Genomic DNA, 20,003 nt, shown 5'->3' with positions numbered 1-20,003 from the left:
ACGGTAATTGTCAACACACCCTAGTTTGCATCAATATTTATTTTACTCTCTTATACTTCATAAATTTATTTCTATTATTTGTAATTAACTCTGTATCATTGTTTTGGAGTATTTATAGTGAATCGCACAGGGATAGTCGCTCGCTGCTTCAATTAGCATGTGAACGGTGCGTTCTTTAATCTCAGGAGTGTAGGTTTGTCTTTTAATTGTCGTAATCTCTCAGAAGTTGAGTCTCCGACAATCCCGGTGAGGTTCATTCTACCTTAAATAATAATATCAGAGCTCTTATCACGCGCACCTACGAAAGTTTATCAAAGCTATTGAACTGGCAAAATATCACTCTATCTTTTGGGTGATCATCGAAAAATTCTTGATAAGTAGACTCAAGTCTTCGAATACTTATCTACTTTCATATACACTCTATAATAAATGAGAATTGTGGTACACAGTCTAAGTCAGATATTAAGGTTCATGAACCATTTATTTTCCTCCTCACTATAGAGCATTGTTTTTACTAGCTAATCATCTCTGTTAACTCGTGAACCTGACTTTAGGTACGCATAAGTTAAACTCTAAGGGTACCATACAATAAGTTCATGGGATTATAATTATATGATAAACCCTTATTAAGGTTGGTTGATGATTGATTAATTCTCATACGTACTAACTATTCAGAAAGTCATCTTCATCAACATCCTCGTTTGATTGTAGTACAACTCGATATATCTAATGATATTGGTAATAGCGGCAAACCTTGTTTTATAGTCTTGGTAATATACTAGTTCGTTCTTCAATATGCCCCAGAAGCTTTCTATGGGTGCGTTGTCAAAGCAGTTACCTTTAGCGCTCATTGAGCTTGTAAAGTGAGGCTGCTTGATGATCTTATGGTACGCGTGGCTACATACTGGCTGCCTCTGTCAGAGTGAACGACTAGCCCTTTACTGGGTCGTTTGTTCTTGATGGCCATGTTCAATACTTTGCATACTAGATCTGCTGTCATGCGTTTGATGATGGCGTAACCGACAAGCTCTTTAATGTATAAGTCTTTAACGCCTGCTAAATACAGCCAACCCTCATTTGTCCAGATATAGGTGATGTCATGGCCTTGCTCGGTGAGTGTTGCATGCAAACGTTCATAACCATAACGTTCTTTACTTTCACTGTGAGCGGCTTTAACTAGTAGCTCACAATGGTTGCGATGTATCTGCTGCTCGCTGATATCGCCACTACTCCAGTCGTAATAGCTTGATGGTTTGACGCTTAACACACGGCACATAGAGACGATACTAAAGACCTGTCTATTAGTTTTTATAAAGGCGTACTTTACTAGCTGTGCTTGGCAAAGTACGCCGTCGCCTCACTCGAGCATAGCTCTCCCCTTGCGTCGGGGCGAAGCAATGCTCCGCTTTATCCCTCCTCATTTAATATCTCTCGCTCTTCTTCAGCAACTTTAAGTTGTCGCTTGAGCTACTTTATTTCTTGAATAGCTGCCATAAGATCAGGTTCATATTGCTGAGTGCTGATAAGCTTGCCTTGATTGGCTTTATTGTGCCAATTAGATAAGGTCTGCATGGCGATGCCAAGCTGCTTTGCGGTCGCTGAGATATTGCCATTATTGTCTGCTATCTTCTTGACTGCCTCGGCTTTAAATTCGTCACAGTAGGTTCTTACTTTCTTGGTCATGATAAACTCCGATTAATACGCTTAGTTTACCAAATTTACCTCTACGGTTTCTTCAGCATAGCTCAAACCATTTTTTAGTAGTCATGGTGTTTAGTCGCACGCCTTCGCCTTTGACGTATATCATCCTAAGCACATATTAGGCATCAGCATCACCTTGATTAGCTTCGCGTTGAACTTGGCTAAAATCAGTAACCATAGCTGACACAGACAGCATCGCTGCTGCTAAAAAAGGATATATTTACGTGTTAAAGAGGTTTTAGGGAGGGTCATAGCAGATTTCTATAGATAGTTTTTTGGAACTTAAACTTATGTATTATTCTCATGATAGCAGAGCTATTTTCGAGCACTCGAACCGATGACTTTTTTTGCATGAAAACCATTTAACGTAACATCTCTAGGAAGAAGCTCAGTCTGCTAGTGAGGACTTGAGTCTTAGGCTATGCATTTATGGATTTATATCAAAAACAGTTTAGGGCGTGTCTTCAATTCAATCGATGGACATCTAAATGGGCTAAAAATGGCTAAATTTTGCCAAACTTCATCAAATAGCTAGGTAATATCCCGATATTAACGGCGCTATTTTCCTTGTTTGACTACAATTTATCTAATCTTTATCACCATTTTTAAAATGAAGACACGCCCTAGTATCTAAAACACTTACCAAACAGTTTTTCCTATCTTACCTTACCTTTACTGATCTTGTGTATAAGTGATAAAATAAAGTCCAAAACGTTATTCGACGTTTGATTTATTTGTTAATTACATAGGTATGTAATGATGGACGCCTAGTTTTAACTGGTCGTCCATCATTGCATGCCAATCTGCTTTTATATAAACAGGTGGTTCCGCTCATGGAAAAATTCATAGCTATTATTATGGCGGTTTTTGCCGCACCTTTGCTTATTGGAGGTACCTACTTACTCTCGTTAGGCGGTAGCGCTTACTATGTTATTGCTGGCATTACGATGCTTGTCACAGCATTCTTGCTATTTAAAAGACATTGGAGCGCCTATGGGCTCTATACTATTTTTATTATAGCGACCCTGGCTTGGGCGCTTTGGGAATCTGGGTTTTATTGGTGGGCACTGGCAACTCGCTTGGGCTTTCCGCTGATATTTGGTTTATTAATGTTATTGCCATGGGTATCTAACAAGATGCAGGGTAATAAAACTCGAGTATCAAAGAGCTCTGATAAAAATTTAGTTGCTAATGGTACATCGAGCTTACATTCCGAAAATCTTATTACAACTCCCTTCAAAGACGCCAAAAATAACTCAAAAAACCCTATTTATTATTGGGGATTGCTGGCTAGTGTGGTTGTGGGCGCACTGATCTCTTTTGGTAGTATGGCTAATAATGCCACCGATAAGTTAGGTGAACTCAATTTAACTGCCAAAGATGGTGCTGATCAAAATTCAACACCTACAAATCTTGGTGTTCCGTTATCAAATGGCGAGCAAACGCCAGAGGGTGAGTGGAGCGCGTATGGTGGTACTGACTATGGGCAGCGCTACTCGCCTCTGACTCAAATCACCACTGATAATGTCAAAGACTTAGAGCTTGCTTGGCAAATTCAAACAGGTGATGTCAAAGGTCCTAATGATATCGGTGAGACCACCTATCAGGCAACTCCTTTAAAGATTGGCAATGCCCTATATATGTGCACTCCACACAACTGGGTATTAGCTTTGGACGCAGACTCTGGTCAAACATTATGGAAGTTTGACCCCAAAGTAGGAAAAAATCTACAACGCCAACATCAAACGTGTCGAGGCGTGTCCTATTATGCAGGTCAAGCTGGTACTGATAGTATTTCTCCAGTTATTAATGATGAGACAAATAGTAATAATGCCATCAATGGCGCAAATACCAATAATGCAGCTGTGACTAACACAACTGTCAAGACCGGCCATACACCAGTTCAGAAAGTAGCTGGTAATACCTTTGAAAACGCGTCTAAGCAATGCGATGCAAAAATATTTATTCCAACTTCCGATGCTAAGTTATATGCACTTGACCCAAATACTGGGCAACGTTGTCAAGATTTTGGTAAAGATGGTGCTTTAGATTTAATGCACAATATGCCATTTAAACAAGCGGGTTATTATTATTCAACGTCGCCTCCGATAGTGGTAGGCAATACGATTGTGGTGGCAGGTGCCGTTAATGATAACTACGACGTCAATTCACCTTCTGGTGTTATTCGTGCGTATGATGTCAATACTGGCGAGCTACTATGGAACTGGGATTCAGGAGATCCTGATAACACAGCGCCTTTCGATGTCAATGATCCAACTCAGATGTACAAAACCAGTTCACCAAACTCATGGGCGATCGCCAGCGCTGATGAAGAACTTGGTTTGGTCTATTTCCCTATGGGCAATCGTGTACCGGATCAATTAGGCAGCTATCGAACCGCAGATGAAGAAAAATATGCGACGTCTGTTGTCGCTTTAGACATTAAAACAGGTAAAGCGCGCTGGGTTCAACAATTTGTTCACCATGATCTTTGGGATATGGACACGCCAGCTCAGCCAAGCTTACTTGACTTAAAAACCAAAGAAGGTGTTCAGCCTGCACTGGTTGTTCCCACCAAACAAGGCGATGTGTATGTATTGAATCGCGCAACAGGCGAGCCAATCGTACCGATCAAAGAACGCGCCGCGCCGCAAGGTTACTTGGTTGCAGGTGAACATGCCGCTCCAACGCAACCTTACTCTGGTTTGAGTTTTGAGCCGCCGATGTTGAAAGAAAAAGACATGTGGGGCGCTAGCCTCATTGATCAGATGATGTGCCGTATTGAGTTTAACCAACTCAATTATGATGGTCGTTATACACCACCATCGACGAATGGCAGTTTGGTCTATCCTGGTAACTTCGGTACCTTTAACTGGGGCGGCCTCGCCGTTGATCCTGAAAATGGCGTAATGTTTGGTATGCCAACTTATTTGGCATTTACATCAAAACTCATTCCTAGAGACAATCTTGGTGAGGGAGAAACCAATACAGGAGAGCAAGGAGTTAATGAAAATAAAGGTGCAGATTACGCGGTAGAGCTGGGACCATTTTTATCACCGTTAGGCATTCCTTGTCAGCAACCACCATGGGGCACAGTAGCGGGTGCTGACCTAGCAACCGGTGAGATTGCCTATCAACGTAGAAACGGTACCGTGCAAGATTTGTCCCCTATTCCATTGAAGTTTGAGCTGGGTGTTCCTGGTATTGGCGGACCCATCATCACAAAAGGAGGCGTAGCATTTTTGTCAGCGGCTACTGAAAACAACTTCCGCGCCTATGATTTAAAAAATGGCGATGTATTGTGGAATGTTCGTATTCCAGCAGGTGGCCAAGCGACGCCTATGACTTATCTAAATTCTAAAGGTGAGCAGATGGTCGTATTGGTAGCTGGTGGACATGGTTCAGTTGGTACTACTATTGGGGATTATGTTATGGCTTATAAACTTGCTGACAAAGCCAAGTAACATCATACCTGTTTAATGAAGCGGTAATGATTTGATTCATTGCCGTTTTATTACTAAGGCATATATCCAATTTACCTTACAATGAACAGTGGTATATGCCAAGATAAGTATAGTTTGATTACTACTGTTAGACTGCGTAACTAAAATGTTTCCCGTCTTTTTACAGATTTGACAGCAGGGGCTAGATTAGAATACCATTAAAGATTCTTTTTACTAATCTTACTTATTAGCTAGTGAGATCTTTCCGGAGTAATCCTATGCAATGGACTAAACCAGCTTTTCAAGATATCCGTATCGGTTTCGAAGTCACTATGTATTTTGAAGCGCGTTAAAATTTACTAGACTTAAATACATTAAAAGCCCTAGATGATTAGGGCTTTTATTTTTTTGGAAATATTGATTTATGTATATTCACGTTTTAGGCTCAGCGGCTGGTGGTGGTTTTCCACAGTGGAATTGCAATTGCTATAATTGTCATGGTGTTCGTCAAGGCACAATTGAAGCAAAGACCCGCACCCAGTCTTCGATAGCCATATCAGAGAATGGCATAGATTGGATTTTATTCAACGCGTCACCTGATATTCGTCAGCAATTATTTGAATTTAAGGCGGCACAGCCAGCACGTAACCTGAGAGATACAGGCATCACGAATGTGGTTTTGATGGACAGTCAGCTTGACCATACGACTGGGCTATTGACCCTGCGAGAAGGGTGTCCGATTCCTGTTTGGTGTACTGAGATGGTCTACCAAGATCTCACGACAGGGTTTCCTATTTTCAATATGTTGAAACACTGGAATGGTGGCCTGCAATATCACCAAATTGATCCGAAACAGACCTTTAATATTGAAGGTTTTAGCAATTTAGAATTGACGCCTTTGGTGATTAGAAGCTCGGCACCACCCTACTCGCCACATCGTAATAACCCCCATGATGGCGATAATATTGCGCTGATTGTAAAAGACTTAAAAACGCAAAAACAACTCTTTTACGCGCCAGGTTTGGGCAAAATTGACGATGATATTATGCAGATTATGGAAGCCTCTGATTGTGTGATGATTGATGGCACTTTATGGACTGACAGTGAGATGCAAGAATGCGGTGTCGGTACAAAAACAGGCCAAGACATGGGGCATTTACACATTAGTGGTGAAGATGGATCACTGCACTATTTAGATCAGCTCAAAAACATTCGTAAGGTATTGATCCACATTAATAACACCAACCCAATATTGAATGAACAATCTGAACAGGCTGCAACATTGAAACAACACGGTGTTGAAGTGGCGTTTGATGGTATGCAGATTGAATTGTAAGGCGACAGCAAAATGAAGATAATGCAAGAAGAAAAAATAGCCCTAAGCGTAGAGGCCTTTGAACAAGCGATTATGGCTAAAGGTCAGTATTACCATATTTACCACCCTTTTCATATCATGATGCATGAAGGACAAGCGACTCAACAGCAGATTCAAGCGTGGGTCGCCAACAGATTCTATTATCAAATCAATATTCCCTTGAAAGATGCGGCAATCATGGCGAATTGCCCCGATCAGCGGGTGCGTCAAGAGTGGATTCAGCGCATGATTGATCAAGATGGCGTGTATCCTGATGGTGGCGGTCGTGAAGCATGGTTGAGTCTGGCAGAAGCGGTTGGTCTTAGCCGCGAACAAGTGATTTCTGAAGAATTGGTGTTGCCGGGTGTACGTTTTGCAGTCGATGCTTATGTAAATTTTGCGCGTCGTACCTCATGGCGAGAAGCAGCCAGCAGCTCACTGACAGAGCTTTTTGCCCCGCAGATTCATCAATCGCGCTTAGAGTCTTGGCCAAAACATTATCCTTGGATTAAAGAGCAAGGTTATACCTATTTTCGCTCGCGCTTAAGTCAGGCCCGCCGCGATGTTGAGCATGGCCTAACCATTACGCTCGACTCATTCAAAACAGTTGAACAACAAGAGCGTATGCTAGAGATTCTACAATTTAAACTGGATATTTTGTGGACCATTTTGGATTCTTTGAGCTTGGCCTATGTCCATAATCAAGCCCCTTACCAAAGCGTCACTGATGATAATGTCTGGCATAAAGGATTGTTCAAATGAGTTTACCTGAACTAGATCACTCTATCGTCCCAGTATGGCGTCATGGTTATCGCTTTCAGTTTGAGCCTGCACAGAACGCTTATGTGTTGCTGTACCCTGAAGGGATGATCAAATTAAATGAGAGTGCCAGCATCATCGGTCAACACATTGATGGTCAAGCGTCCATTGCTGATATTATTAAAAAGGTGAAGGCTATGTTTGGTGATATACCTGAAATCGAGCAAGACATTATCGAATATATGTTGGTGGCTCAACGTGAACATTGGATTGATTTAGTATGACTGCGCCAGTAGGACTGCCATTATGGCTATTGGCTGAGCTTACCTATCGCTGCCCATTACAATGCCCTTATTGCTCTAATCCTGTTGATTATGCTCAGTATAAGCAGGAACTGACAACGCAAGAATGGTTCGATGTTCTTGATCAGGCGCGGCAAATGGGCACGGTGCAGCTCGGCTTTTCTGGCGGTGAACCACTCGTTCGTCAAGATTTAGAACAATTGGTCGCTTATGCTCATAACAAAGGTTTTTACACCAATTTAATCACATCAGGCATGGGATTGAACGAATCTCGGATTGCTCGATTAAAAGAGGCTGGCCTTGACCACATTCAGATCAGTTTCCAAGCCAGTGATCCAACGGTTAACAATGCATTGGCTGGCTCAAAACATGCCTTTGAACAAAAGTATGAGATGTCACGTCTGGTCAAGCAGTACAACTATCCTATGGTGCTCAACTTTGTCATTCATCGGCAGAATATTGATCAGATTGATCAGATTATTGAGCTGTGCTTAGAGCTGGAAGCCGATACCGTTGAACTGGCCATTTGTCAGTTTTATGGTTGGGCATTTGAGAATATCGAAGGCTTACTACCAACCAAAGCGCAAGTGGTTCGAGCCGAGCGTATTACCAATGAGCACCGCAAGAAAATTGAAAAACGTGGCATCAAATGTAAACTCATTTTTGTCGTTCCTGATTATTACGAAGAACGTCCTAAACCCTGTATGGATGGTTGGGGTAAGATTTTCTTGACTGTGGCACCGGACGGCACAGCCCTACCTTGCCATGCCGCCAGACAATTACCAATACAGTTCCCTAACGTACGCAACACCCAACTTGCAGATATTTGGTATGAGTCTGCGAGCTTTAATCAGTTTCGCGGTGACGATTGGATGCCTGACATGTGCCAAAGCTGCCCAGATAAAGAGCGGGATTACAGCGGCTGTCGTTGCCAAGCGTTTATGCTGACTGGGGATGCCAAAAATGCCGATCCTGTGTGTGGCAAATCACCTTATCATTATCTGATCGAGGAAGCGCGTATAAACAGTGAAACGCCAGTTTCCTTTGAAGAGTTACGCTTTAGGAACCCTAAAAACTCAAAGCTATTGAGTCAAGAGCAATTAATTCCTACTCGTACGGTAATGGATGAATAATGAATGCTCAGCCTGTGATATTTGATGGACATAACGACCTATTGACCCGACTGTGGCTGAGTGCAGCCGCAGATCCTGTGCATGATTTCATTTATGGTACGCTACCAGGACATTTGGATTTACAACGTTGTCAGAAAGCGGGATGGATGGGCGGCTTATTTTCTATTTTCCTGCCGCCCTACGCTTATGTTAAAAAAAACCATCCTGACAAGTTATCAAATCTCTCAGGCTTAGATTTTGAGCCGCAAAAAATCGTGGATATTTGCTGTGCACAGTTGGCACTTGTGCAACAATTACAGGCGCGATCAGACGGTCAGATTCAGATTTGTAAGTCTTTAGCGCAAATTCAAGCCTGTCAGCAGAATCAGCAATTAGCCATCATCCTTCATTTGGAAGGTGCTGAGTTTTTAGCCATTAAACCTGAGTTATTGGATGTTTTTTATGATGCAGGTCTTAGAAGTATAGGGCCACTCTGGAATAGAAAAAGCCTCTTTGGTGATGGCTTAAATGCCTCCTTTCCTCATTCTCCCGATACAGGATCTGGTCTCACGGATCAAGGTAAAGACCTCATTCTAAAGTGTCGTGAAAAACATATGCTAATCGATGTGTCGCATATGAATGAGCGTGCTTTTTGGGATACGTTAGAGATTATTGATCAGCCCATTGTCGCGACACACTCTAATGCACACGCGTTATGTCAGCAAGCAAGGAATTTGACTGACCAGCAACTGGCTGCCATTAAACAAAGCGGTGGTATGGTTGGGGTGAACTTTGATGTTGCATTTCTTCGTGCTGACGGTCAACGCAACACGCAAACTTCAGTTGATGTGATTGTCGATCATCTTGATTATCTAGTTGACCATTTAGGCGAAGATCACGTCGGTTTTGGCTCTGATTTTGATGGTTGTCTATTGCCAGATGAGTTATCTGATATCAGTCAAATCTCTATGCTGATTGAGCACATGCAACAACGACATTTCTCCGATCCACTCATTGAAAAGATTACGTCAAAGAATTGGTTCACTGTGCTGGATAGGATATGGCAGTGATAATCGAGCTTTTTGAGAGGCAATATTTTTTTCTAACATCTTGTCTCAATTGCTGCCTAATTAATAGACTGTAGTGGCATAATCAAGCATCTGTTTCACCAAGTTACATACGGGTCGTCTCGATAGCTGGTAGCTGACTGACCCCTACCGTCAAATCCGTATAAAAAAATTCGGGAGATTTTAGTTAGGGAGCCTGACGATAGAAACCCACCCACATCTAAATTAGTTGACCCTTACACCTTTTCAACCTTCTTAATTTAATTAAAGGAAGTCAATGTATTTAGGTCATAAGTTAGATATCTGAACGTAATTCTCTATTAATTAACCCGTATTGCGTAGACCCGCTGCCAAAGCATTGATACTACGGATTAATGGATCTTCAACACTAAAGTCACCGTCATCATATATAGTGTCTTTTTGTCTGGCACGTTTCAACAACTCGATTTGTATGTAGTTAATCGGATCTAAATAAGCATTTCGCCACTGCAGTGACGCGGCAAGGTTTTGCTGATGTGCCAATAATGATGTCTGGTTAAGCAAAGAGTTCAAACCTGAGAAGGTTAGATGATGCTCATCGATTACCGCTTGCATAATCTTTTCACGTAATCCCTCATCTTCACATAGCTGACTATAAGCCTGAGCAATGCTCATCTCAGATTTGGTAAAAGCCATTTCAATATTGCTAATAAATACGTTAAAAAATGGCCAGCAACTGTTCATCTCCCTCATTAAAGCTTCGTCTTCTTTAACGCTATGAAGAGCACTACCTACGCCATACCAAGCTGGTAGGGTAAAGCGTGCTAAAGACCAACCAAATACCCAGGGAATCGCCCGCAAGGTTGTTTTACTTGGCAGCCCTTTGTTACGGTGCGCTGGGCGCGAGCCAATATTTAATAAAGAGATTTCCTGCACTGGCGTCACTTGTGAATAGAACTGATAAAACCCTTCGGTATGGTCCGTCAGCGTACGATAACTTTGTTCACCAGCATCTGCTAGACGCGCAAAGAGTGCTTCATAACTTGGTAGTTCAGGCGGTTGCACCACAAATCTTGTTGAGCACGCTTTGAGGGTACCAGTGATGCCCATGGTGAGCTCAAACACAGCAGTATCGGTGTTGGCATATTTGGCATAAAGGACTTCACCCTGCTCAGTGACTTTAATTTCTCCATGCAGTGTCCCTGCGGGCTGAGCGGCAATTGCATTATGCGTTGAGCCACCGCCACGACTGACAGAGCCACCGCGGCCATGAAACAGGCGTGTTTTGATACCATATTCAGCAGCAATATGGTTAATGGTTTGCTGCGCGCTATAAAGCTGCCATGCAGACGTAATAATACCGCCATCTTTTGATGAGTCTGAATAACCTAGCATGATTTCTTGGGTATTATCTGAGTGCGCAAGCAAACCTCGGTATAGCGGATTGTCCAACACGGCAGGTAAGATCTTATCAATGTTTTTAAGATCTTCAATGGTTTCAAACAAGGGTGCGACGGGTAAGTCAGCAGACAGCTGACCTGCGTCATCAACCCTGCATAAGCCTGCAAAGCGCATTAGTAGTAAGACTTCTAATAATTGACTGGCATTGTTGGTCATCGAAATGACATAACTGCCAAACGTATCTTGCCCGACCAGCTTACGTAATGTTGCCACTGAGTTCATCAAGGCTAATTGTTCGCGTGTTTTATCAGTCAAGTTATCGGTATAAATGAGCGGTGTACCAGGCTTTGCAAGTAAACGCGTCAACCACTCTTGGCGCTCGGTTTCACCCAGAGTCTGATAGTCTGGTAAGTTCGAGGCATTGGCGAAAATATCGGCGATCACTTCACTATGATAAGACGACTCTTGACGGATATCGAGCGCTGCTAGATGAAAGCCGCAGGTTTTGACCAGACGAATCGTATCGAGTAATAGCCCTTCGCCATGTGCTTTGTCATGAGTATTGACACTTTTTCGAATGATGCGTAAATCTTCTAACAACTCTTGTGGGTTGGCGTAAGCATCGTGTGCGGCGTCGAGGTCTGTACCTTTGCTTTGAATGTGGCGATTGGTCGCTTTTATTTTTGCAAGAATAATCGACAACAATCTGCGGTACGGCTCATTGTTGTAATCGTCAGTATTGTAATCAAAGACTCGTCTGTCGAGCTCACGATAACTTTCAATTTTTGTATACACGTCAGGTTCGATAGCGACAATTGTATCGCTGTGAATCAGTTCACGACGCAATTTTTTGATCAACACTTGATAGTGACGCAAGACGGTATTGGCATGCATCAATACGGCCATTTCTGTGGTGTCATGAGTGACAAAGGGATTGCCATCTCTGTCACCACCGATCCAAGAACCAAAGCTCATGAACGCCGGTAAGGGATAGTCTGTTAGCTCAGGATAGATATCAACAATGGCGTCTTTAATATTACGGTAAACTTTGGGAATGGCGCTGAATAAACTGGCATTGAAATAATGCAGGCCATTATTGATCTCGTCATAGACTAAAGGTTTACGCGTCCGTACTTCATCAGATGACCATAATAAATCAATGGTTTGCGCCGTTTGTTCTTTCGCTTGCTCATAGGCGAAACTGTTTTCAGGAAGATTATTCAAAGCATCGCTATGCTTGAATAAACTCTGCAATAGATTCATCGTCGTACGGCGACGCGCTTCAGTCGGATGGGCGGTGAATACTGGGATAAATTTTAGTTGCTCAATCAGCTCTTGCATTTGGGCGGGTTCAATATTGCGCTCACGACATTCTAGTAAAGTACGGCGAAACGAGCCTTCCCAGCTTTGATCGGATTGCATACGCAAGGCATGACGTTGTTCTCGTAAGTAATTTTCCTCACTGAGATTGGCTAAGAAGAAATAGATAGAAAAGCTGCGGATGACGTTTTTTAAGGTTCGATTATCTAACGAGGCGATGAAGTCGATGAGTTGTTGCTGGTTCGCTTCGTTAGGCTCACGGCGTTGTTGAATAAAACCTTTACGCAGGGTTTCAATCGTGTTGAGTGTTTGTTCGCCCGTTTGCCGAGAAATCGCCTCTCCTAGAAATGAGCCTAATAAGCTGATGCGTTCACGTAGTACGTCGTTATCAATAGTCATCCTTGATCTCCTGATCAAATTCATTCAAATATAGTCGTGCGGTCTTAAATGTAGGTTTTCTATGGTGTAAGCCATTTAACCTGTTTATGTGGATCTCGAAGCTCTCGCTTCTCATCAGCCAAGACGTTGTCAGCTTTATGTATTAATCATTTATTTTTTGGTGATACTGGGTCAGCCATTCCTGTAATGGTATATCTGTCTATCCCTAGTCAGCCAACAATATTATGAGTTTCATTATTACGATTGATGACTAAACTAACGGCTTCAAGTTTAATTCTCCAGCTTTACTAAACAGTCAGAATTAATATCAGCAATCGTTTTGGCACCAGTCAAGGTCATTGCGACGCGTATTTCTTTATCTAGCAGTTCTAACAAATTGCTTACCCCTGCACCGCCATCCGCTGCTAAAGCATAAATAAAAGCGCGCCCTAGCATGCAAATATCAGCGCCCAAAGCCAACATACGCACAATATCTAAGCCATTACGTATACCAGAGTCGGCTAAAATTTTAATCTCTCCTTTAACTGCATCGGCAATAGGAGGCAGAGCACGTGCACTGGATAAAACACCGTCCAGCTGTCGCCCACCATGATTCGATACGACTATGCCGTCGGCTCCAAAACGCACCGCATCTTTGGCATCTTCTGGGTCCAAAATACCTTTGATGACCATAGGCCCATCCCAGTACTCGCGAATCCAATCTAAATCTTTCCAAGAAATAGAGGGGTCAAAGTTATTACCTAGCCAGCCTATATAGTCTTCCAATCCTGTTGGCTTACCTAAATAAGTAGAGATATTGCCCAGATCGTGCGGACGGCCATTTAGCCCTACATCCCATGCCCATTGCGGATGCGTCATAGACTGTAAGTAACGGCGCATAGCAGCATTTTTACCGCTCATACCAGAGTGCATATCTCGGTAGCGTGCCCCTGGTACTGGCATATCTACCGTAAAAACCAAGGTCGAACACCCCGCCGCTTTGGCACGCTCCAAGGCATTTTTCATAAAACCTCGGTCCTTTAATACATAAAGCTGAAACCACATCGGACGGTTAATTTTAGGCGCTACTTCTTCAATCGGACAAACCGAAACTGTCGACATGGTAAACGGAATGCCTTTTTGATCGGCTGCCATAGCGGCCTGCACTTCTCCGCGGCGGGCATACATACCTGTCAGACCCACGGGTGACAACGCGACAGGCATAGACAGAGTTTCATTAAATAACTGCGTCTCGAGACTAAGCAGTGACATATCATTTAGTACACGTTGTCTAAGGGCAATTTTCGATAAATCTTCAACATTATGTTTTAAGGTATATTCCTCATAAGCACCGCCATCTATATAATGAAATAGAAATGGTGGCAGTCGGCGCTTGGCAGCAGCCCTGTAGTCGTTTGGAGATGAAATAATCATACGCTTGCCCTTATTCTGTTAAATATCTATGTAATATTTTTGAATCTCTAATTATTTATTGATTAGTGCTAAACGATGGATGCAATTGGCTTATTTTTGAAGCGGCAAGCTCAACCCACACTCACTATTACACACAGCACGAGCAGTTACGTTTGGTTTTCGACATTTTACCGATGCCGGGATTAAAGCTATTGGTTGGGTCTAGGCTTTTATAGAAATTCTGCAAATCAGGCTCTGCTTCGTATAGATGCCCTACATTATGCTCAGCAGGATATTTGGCTCCGCGTGCGCTCAATAGCTCTAACATCATCTTTTTAACAAGGTGTGCATCACTGCCCTTCTTCAAAATATAATCTTGATGAAACACATAGCAAAAGAAGTGTCCGTAATACAGCTTCATCTCTAAGTGTTTTTCAATTTCTTCAGGTAGGGTTTCAAGCCATTCTAATTCATTACGCGGTATGGCAATATCTAATGCCAATATCTCACCAACTTCTTTTTCATGTATGATTTCATAGCGTAATGCGGCACCGGCTGCCGCAAAACGATTTAAAAGCGCGCTTTCTGACTCTTCCTGGCTACATTCAAAATAGTTACCCGTGTCTGAAGCAGCAAAGAAGGTCTTCAGAAAATCCTGTGCCTCTGCTATCCCTTCATCACTCATTTTTAAGATTAGGTGATGCTCATATTGTTCACGATACTCAATCATGCGCTTCGGTAAATGCTTTGGAAATAGAGTAGCGATGAACTGCATGACTTTGTCAGTAAAATGCTTTGGCATCCATGACCACTTATGAAATTTAGCGTCAATAGCGCCTTTGATAGAAAACAATCTAGGTAAGGCATCTGTGCCGAGATGCTTAATACTTAGGAACGTGTCTTTACCGTATTTAGCGGAGACATCAAATATATCACGATGCATATACTCGCCCACTTCAGGGATATTGTCGAAGCTTGATAGTATCTGCCTTCTGAGCTGTGCAAGCTCACTCACACTGTTAGTGCCTATGTAAAAGGTTTTCTCTTTTGCCGCTATTGGATAAGTGTCAAGACGTACTGCAAACACCGCAAGCTTGCCAGCGCAGCCACTGGCTTCATACAGTCTGCGCTTGTCCGCATTAAAGCGACTGGGCGTGCTTGCATCAACGTCTTTTACTCTGGCGATGTACTCTTTGTCAGATGCGAGCTTGCCACTATCAGGTAATTCTCTTTTATCAAAATTACCATTTTGCAAATTAGTCAGTATTTCTTCTGGCGTATCACCTAGCTCTACGTCTAGATGATTAACCAATACCAGCTGTCCTTGTTCGTTTATTTGGGCAAACAACGCAAGCTCGGTATAGGCGGGCCCTCTTTTGACCAAAGCCCCACCAGAGTTATTAGATATACCGCCAATAATAGACGCGCCTAACGTCGAGGAACCGATGACGGAATGAGGCGCTCTATTGACAGCATTAAGCTGACTTTGTAGCTGATGCAATGTCGCACCAGGCAAGCTGATCACTTGCTCGTTGTCATTCACCAAATACAACTGGTTCATTGCAAGCGTATTAATCACCACAACTGGTCTATCGTAGTCATTACCGCTCGGTGTTGAGCCTTCAGTCAGACCTGTCTTAGCCGCTTGCATGATAATGATGCAGTCGCCTTCAACGCATACTTCTAGGCTACGCCAAATCTCCAGCAGTGTTTGCGGAAATAAAACGGCTAAGGCACTGCCACCACCAGAGCGCCACCCCATTCTATAGTGCTCATTTTTCTCTGGATCAGCCTGTACATTACTAGCACCCAGTAATTGTGTTAGCTTGTCTAGTACTTGATCAGGACTAAGCATGCCTTGAGAATCGCGATTTGACGAAGATATATGATGCTCCTTATCTTGTGATTGTGTGTCATTCATCATGCTAAGGGCCCTTGAAAACCAAAAATGTAAATGGCGGCCATGACGATGATGCCACAGAACAACACATAGTATATGGTGGGTAAAATAGTACGCCTAAGTGTGGCGCCCTCCATACCAAGTAAACCCACCGTTGCTGATGCAGCCACCACGTTATGTATGGCAACCATATTACCGGCTGCGGCACCAACAGCTTGAGACGCTATGATTAAAGAAGGTGAAATACGTAGGCTCACCGCCGCTTCATACTGAAATTGACTAAACATCATGTTAGAAACGGTATTAGAACCCGCGATAAAGGCCCCTAGTGCACCAATGGTAGAACTAATTAACGGAAAAGCGTTGCCAAAAGTACCCGCAAACAACTCGGCACTGGCGACTGGCATACTCGCCACATCTGATAAGTTTACCCCTGAATTGATAAAGATTCTGACCATTGGAATCGTAAAAACCAGTACAAAACCAGCTCCTAAGACCGTTTTAGTTGATTCTTTAAAGGCATTATTTAGTGCACTACCTGGTTTTTTAGTTTGCAGAGCAGCGGCAACCAAGGCGCTTATTACTAACAAGCCTCCAGGTAAGTACAGAGGACTAAAACTAGCGCTTACATCTGCCTCTCCTAAAACCGTCGTAAAATCTAACGTTGCACTGGTTAATAAGGATTCAAATCCAGCGAATACTCTTGAGCACACCAGTAAGACTGCAACGAGTAAATAAGGGAACCACGCCATAACCGCAGACATCTTTTTACTGGTTAAATCAAGCGTCACATCTTCTTTACTGACCACCAGTTTACCCATCCATTCGCTTGGCCAGTTTTTCTGAGGCGCAAAATCCCAAGTTGTTTTTGGGACTAAAAACCCTCTTTTAGCAGCGTTTACAACAATGGCTATACTAACTAAACCTCCGACCAGTGAAGGAAACTCTGGCCCTAAAAAAACACCGGTTATCATATAAGGGATTGTAAATGCCAAGCCTGCAAAAATCGCAAACGGCCAAATAGCGAAGCCTTCTTTCCAGCTTTTATTCTTACCAAAAAAGCGGGTGAGCATCATCACCATAAAAAGTGGCATAAACGTACCAATGACACCATGCATGATAGCCACTTGACTGGTAATCAGTTGTAAAAAGTCGCCCCACTGTAGTCCTTCTTGTGCCAGTTGAGCGCTAATGGCCGCTTTATCTAACCCATTATTTACCCCAATAACGATAGGCGTACCGACCGCACCAAATGATACAGGTGTACTTTGTATCATCATTCCCATCAACACCGCACCCAGCGCTGGAAATCCTATCGCCACCAGCAAAGGCGCAGCAATAGCGGCAGCTGTACCAAAACCTGAGGCACCCTCAAGAAAGCAGCCAAAGCACCATGCAATAATAATGGCTTGCACACGCCTATCTGGCGATACATTGGTAAACCCAGCACGGATAACGGCGATTGCACCAGTATGTTTTAATGTATTCAACAGAAAAATAGCACCAAAGACAATCCACAACACCGAGACAGTTATCACCAAACCCTGAATAATAGATGATGACACTCGGTTAAGCGTCATATCCCATATAAAAATGGCAAGCGCAGCGGTAACAACTAAAATGATAGGCATTGTTTTTTTAGCTGACCATTGCAAGCCTATAAGAAAAATACCACAGAGAACGATTGGCAGTAATGCCAAAAGCCCATATATTGTTTGATTCAAAATTACATCCTTTTGATTGTGCGATCTTCCCTGAACCAAGTCATCGCAGCCTTTATTTTGACGACTCAATGATGACTAAGTTGTATTAAACATTCACAAACAGGGACTGCTAATTTATCCAAGCCGTCTTGTAGACAAAACCGAGCACGACTTGCGACAGTCTATGGCCCATGTTCAAAAAGCCCTAAAATAGTCTACGCCTTGTTAATTAATTGATATATTGCATCAATGGACAATATTATTTTCCTTTTTTGCTATAATCTAATCCGCATTACGCCAATTGGAGCACAAGTATGGTCAAAGCTGACGATATGGTTTTATTTGTCCAAGTTGTTGAGGAAGGGTCATTTTCTAAAGTCGCTGAAAAGCTATCATTAACCAATTCAGTAGTGAGCAAGCGCATTGCAAGATTAGAAGAGAACTTAAATACTCAACTCATTTATAGAACCACTAGAAAGTTGAGCTTAACCGATGCCGGCAGGACGCTTTACGACAAAGCTAAAATTGCTAAACATGCCTTTCAGGAAGCTGAAGATGCAGTAACGGGTTACGGCGAAGATATGAAAGGCCATATACGTATAACCCTGCCTGTGGTCTCTGCGAATTTCATATTGAGCGAATCTATTGCTGAATTCTGTAAACAACACCCTGAAGTATCGGTAGAGTTACAAATTACCAATCGATTGGTTGACTTGATAGAGGAAGGATTTGATTTGGCAATAAGGACCGCTGAGCTTGAAGACTCATCGCTCATTGCAAGACGTCTTATAGATAGCCGATGGGTGATATGTGCGACGCCAGACTATTTAAAGCGATATGGTACGCCTCAAACCCCTGAAGAATTAGACAATCATGAGTGCATAATCTATAAGTTAGATAATACCTCTAACAACATATGGCCAGTATGTATAGACGGCACAGAGCAATTAATGCCTGTCCATGGTAGGTTTCATAGCAATCATCTTAGTGCGATTAAACAAGCCACGCTCAGCGATTTAGGCATTGCTTTTTTGCCCCAAGCGTTGGTCCATGAGGAGATACAACAACATACACTTACTCAGATTTTGCAACGGTTTACACGAAAGGAACTGGGCATGTATGCAGTATATCCTAAGGCCAGGCAACCAGATCAAAAGTTAAAACTGCTCGTTGCACATTTGCGAGACTCATTACATCGGAAACAGGCTTACTACTGCTAAGTAAAAAGCCTATTTTGATGTCTATAAAAAGATGAATGAAATAAAAAAGCTAATAGAGCCTTTCCTAAAAACTGTGTAACTGCTTATAATCCAATAACAGGAGAATAAGCAATGACTACTCAATCTGACATCAAGAAACTGGCCGAGCAAATGGCTGGTAGCATGAACAGCTTCGATGACATCAAAGATTTTCAAAAGCAGCTCATGCAATCCTTTATTGATACTGCCTTAGAAGCTGAGATGGAAGACCATCTCGGCTATCCCAAGCATGAAAAGGCGGATAAACCTAATAAGCGTAACGGGCACACTAAAAAGACCGTCCGCAGTGACACAGGCGATCTTGAGATATCCACCCCAAGAGACCGCGGTGGCAGCTTTGAGCCTGTACTCGTTAGTAAGCATCAAACCCGTATCTCAGGTCTCGATGACAAGATCATATTCCTTTACGCCAAGGGTCAAACCACCACCGAGATTGTAGAGAGCATTAAAGAGCTCTACGATGTCGACATTTCAAGCTCTCTTGTCTCAAGAGTCACCGATAACATATTAGATGACATCACCGCTTGGCAGAACAGACCACTGAGCAGTGTTTATCCTATCGTCTATCTAGACTGCATCGTCGTGAAGATACGTCAAGACAAGCAGATCATCAACAAAGCCATTTACTTAGCCCTAGGCGTTAACCTTAACGGTAAAAAAGAGCTGCTTGGTATGTGGTTATCAGAGAATGAAGGCGCTAAGTTCTGGCTGGGTGTTCTCACTGAACTACAAAACCGCGGGGTACAAGATATCCTCATTGCCTGTGTCGACGGCTTAAAGGGCTTCCCTGATGCCATCAATACGGTTTATCCCAACGCTCAGGTTCAGCTGTGTATCGTGCATATGGTGCGTTACTCCATGAAGTTTGTACCATGGACGGATAAGAAGGCCGTAGCGGCTGATTTAAAGGCT

The 20,003-nt window shown here is 42.8% G+C and carries 13 protein-coding genes and 1 pseudogene; 9 read left to right on the top strand and 5 right to left on the bottom strand.

Features of this window, described 5'->3' with window-relative positions; all coding sequences use genetic code 11:
• Positions 1–692: 692 nt before the first annotated feature.
• Positions 693–1,683: pseudogene (locus tag CXF58_RS05690) on the bottom strand (IS3 family transposase); the annotation flags it as partial.
• An 851-nt stretch (positions 1,684–2,534) separates the two neighbouring features.
• On the opposite strand from CXF58_RS05690, the gene CXF58_RS05685 reads away from it, so the two are divergent.
• The 7 genes from CXF58_RS05685 to CXF58_RS05655 all read left to right on the top strand — a co-directional run bounded on the left by CXF58_RS05685 (position 2,535) and on the right by CXF58_RS05655 (position 9,741).
• Positions 2,535–5,165, top strand: a complete 2,631-nt coding sequence (locus tag CXF58_RS05685; RefSeq protein ID WP_102076857.1) for a membrane-bound PQQ-dependent dehydrogenase, glucose/quinate/shikimate family — start codon at positions 2,535–2,537, stop codon at positions 5,163–5,165.
• A 257-nt stretch (positions 5,166–5,422) separates the two neighbouring features.
• A complete protein-coding gene (pqqA, locus tag CXF58_RS05680; RefSeq protein WP_082894360.1) occupies positions 5,423–5,497 on the top strand; it encodes a pyrroloquinoline quinone precursor peptide PqqA in 75 nt (24 codons plus the stop codon).
• Positions 5,498–5,568: 71 nt separating this feature from the next.
• The gene (gene pqqB, locus CXF58_RS05675) at positions 5,569–6,480 is read left to right on the top strand and encodes a pyrroloquinoline quinone biosynthesis protein PqqB (protein ID WP_068407044.1); all 912 of its coding nucleotides are present in this window, start codon (positions 5,569–5,571) and stop codon (positions 6,478–6,480) included.
• A 21-nt stretch (positions 6,481–6,501) separates the two neighbouring features.
• On the top strand, positions 6,502–7,260 hold the full coding sequence (pqqC, locus tag CXF58_RS05670; RefSeq protein ID WP_102076859.1) for a pyrroloquinoline-quinone synthase PqqC: 759 nt from the start codon (positions 6,502–6,504) through the stop codon (positions 7,258–7,260).
• The gene (pqqD, locus tag CXF58_RS05665) at positions 7,257–7,541 is read left to right on the top strand and encodes a pyrroloquinoline quinone biosynthesis peptide chaperone PqqD (protein ID WP_068407047.1); all 285 of its coding nucleotides are present in this window, start codon (positions 7,257–7,259) and stop codon (positions 7,539–7,541) included. The genes pqqC and pqqD overlap by 4 nt, the downstream gene beginning before the upstream one ends.
• Entirely contained in the window at positions 7,538–8,692 is a 1,155-nt protein-coding gene (pqqE, locus tag CXF58_RS05660; RefSeq protein WP_068407050.1) for a pyrroloquinoline quinone biosynthesis protein PqqE, read from the top strand. The genes pqqD and pqqE overlap by 4 nt, the downstream gene beginning before the upstream one ends.
• Complete coding sequence (locus CXF58_RS05655) at positions 8,692–9,741, top strand: dipeptidase (protein ID WP_180952532.1); 1,050 nt, start codon at positions 8,692–8,694, stop codon at positions 9,739–9,741. The genes pqqE and CXF58_RS05655 overlap by 1 nt, the downstream gene beginning before the upstream one ends.
• Before the next feature lie 321 nt (positions 9,742–10,062).
• On the opposite strand, the gene ppc is transcribed toward CXF58_RS05655, so the two are convergent.
• From ppc to CXF58_RS05635, 4 genes are all read right to left on the bottom strand, one after another.
• The gene (gene ppc / locus CXF58_RS05650) at positions 10,063–12,837 is read right to left on the bottom strand and encodes a phosphoenolpyruvate carboxylase (protein WP_102076856.1); all 2,775 of its coding nucleotides are present in this window, start codon (positions 12,835–12,837) and stop codon (positions 10,063–10,065) included.
• A 270-nt stretch (positions 12,838–13,107) separates the two neighbouring features.
• On the bottom strand, positions 13,108–14,250 hold the full coding sequence (gene lldD / locus CXF58_RS05645) for an FMN-dependent L-lactate dehydrogenase LldD (RefSeq protein WP_068408375.1): 1,143 nt from the start codon (positions 14,248–14,250) through the stop codon (positions 13,108–13,110).
• A gap of 127 nt (positions 14,251–14,377) precedes the next feature.
• Complete coding sequence (gene dld / locus CXF58_RS05640; protein ID WP_068408377.1) at positions 14,378–16,084, bottom strand: D-lactate dehydrogenase; 1,707 nt, start codon at positions 16,082–16,084, stop codon at positions 14,378–14,380.
• Between the two features lie 65 nt (positions 16,085–16,149).
• Complete coding sequence (locus CXF58_RS05635) at positions 16,150–17,853, bottom strand: L-lactate permease (protein ID WP_102076855.1); 1,704 nt, start codon at positions 17,851–17,853, stop codon at positions 16,150–16,152.
• A gap of 293 nt (positions 17,854–18,146) precedes the next feature.
• Between CXF58_RS05635 and CXF58_RS05630 the strand changes: the two genes are divergently transcribed.
• On the top strand, positions 18,147–19,052 hold the full coding sequence (locus tag CXF58_RS05630) for a LysR family transcriptional regulator (RefSeq protein WP_068408371.1): 906 nt from the start codon (positions 18,147–18,149) through the stop codon (positions 19,050–19,052).
• 111 nt (positions 19,053–19,163) lie between these two features.
• Positions 19,164–20,003: IS256 family transposase (locus CXF58_RS05625; protein WP_102076854.1), on the top strand; the 840-nt coding region annotated here is incomplete at its 3' end.

The organism is Psychrobacter sp. Sarcosine-02u-2, assembly GCF_002836335.1.
GTDB lineage: Bacteria > Pseudomonadota > Gammaproteobacteria > Pseudomonadales > Moraxellaceae > Psychrobacter > Psychrobacter faecalis.
Note: the sequence above shows the minus strand (reverse complement) of the source record. Positions and strands in the feature narration are given on the sequence as shown.

What these genes read in the sequence shown, in the direction of transcription:
- CXF58_RS05685 (WP_102076857.1), top strand. Translation starts at nt 2,535, where the DNA reads ATGGAAAAATTCATAGCTATTATTATGGCGGTTTTTGCCGCACCTTTG.
- pqqB (WP_068407044.1), top strand. Translation starts at nt 5,569, where the DNA reads ATGTATATTCACGTTTTAGGCTCAGCGGCTGGTGGTGGTTTTCCACAG.
- pqqC (WP_102076859.1), top strand. Translation starts at nt 6,502, where the DNA reads ATGCAAGAAGAAAAAATAGCCCTAAGCGTAGAGGCCTTTGAACAAGCG.
- pqqD (WP_068407047.1), top strand. Translation starts at nt 7,257, where the DNA reads ATGAGTTTACCTGAACTAGATCACTCTATCGTCCCAGTATGGCGTCAT.
- pqqE (WP_068407050.1), top strand. Translation starts at nt 7,538, where the DNA reads ATGACTGCGCCAGTAGGACTGCCATTATGGCTATTGGCTGAGCTTACC.
- CXF58_RS05655 (WP_180952532.1), top strand. Translation starts at nt 8,692, where the DNA reads ATGAATGCTCAGCCTGTGATATTTGATGGACATAACGACCTATTGACC.
- ppc (WP_102076856.1), bottom strand. Translation starts at nt 12,837, where the DNA reads ATGACTATTGATAACGACGTACTACGTGAACGCATCAGCTTATTAGGC.
- lldD (WP_068408375.1), bottom strand. Translation starts at nt 14,250, where the DNA reads ATGATTATTTCATCTCCAAACGACTACAGGGCTGCTGCCAAGCGCCGA.
- dld (WP_068408377.1), bottom strand. Translation starts at nt 16,084, where the DNA reads ATGCTTAGTCCTGATCAAGTACTAGACAAGCTAACACAATTACTGGGT.
- CXF58_RS05630 (WP_068408371.1), top strand. Translation starts at nt 18,147, where the DNA reads ATGGTCAAAGCTGACGATATGGTTTTATTTGTCCAAGTTGTTGAGGAA.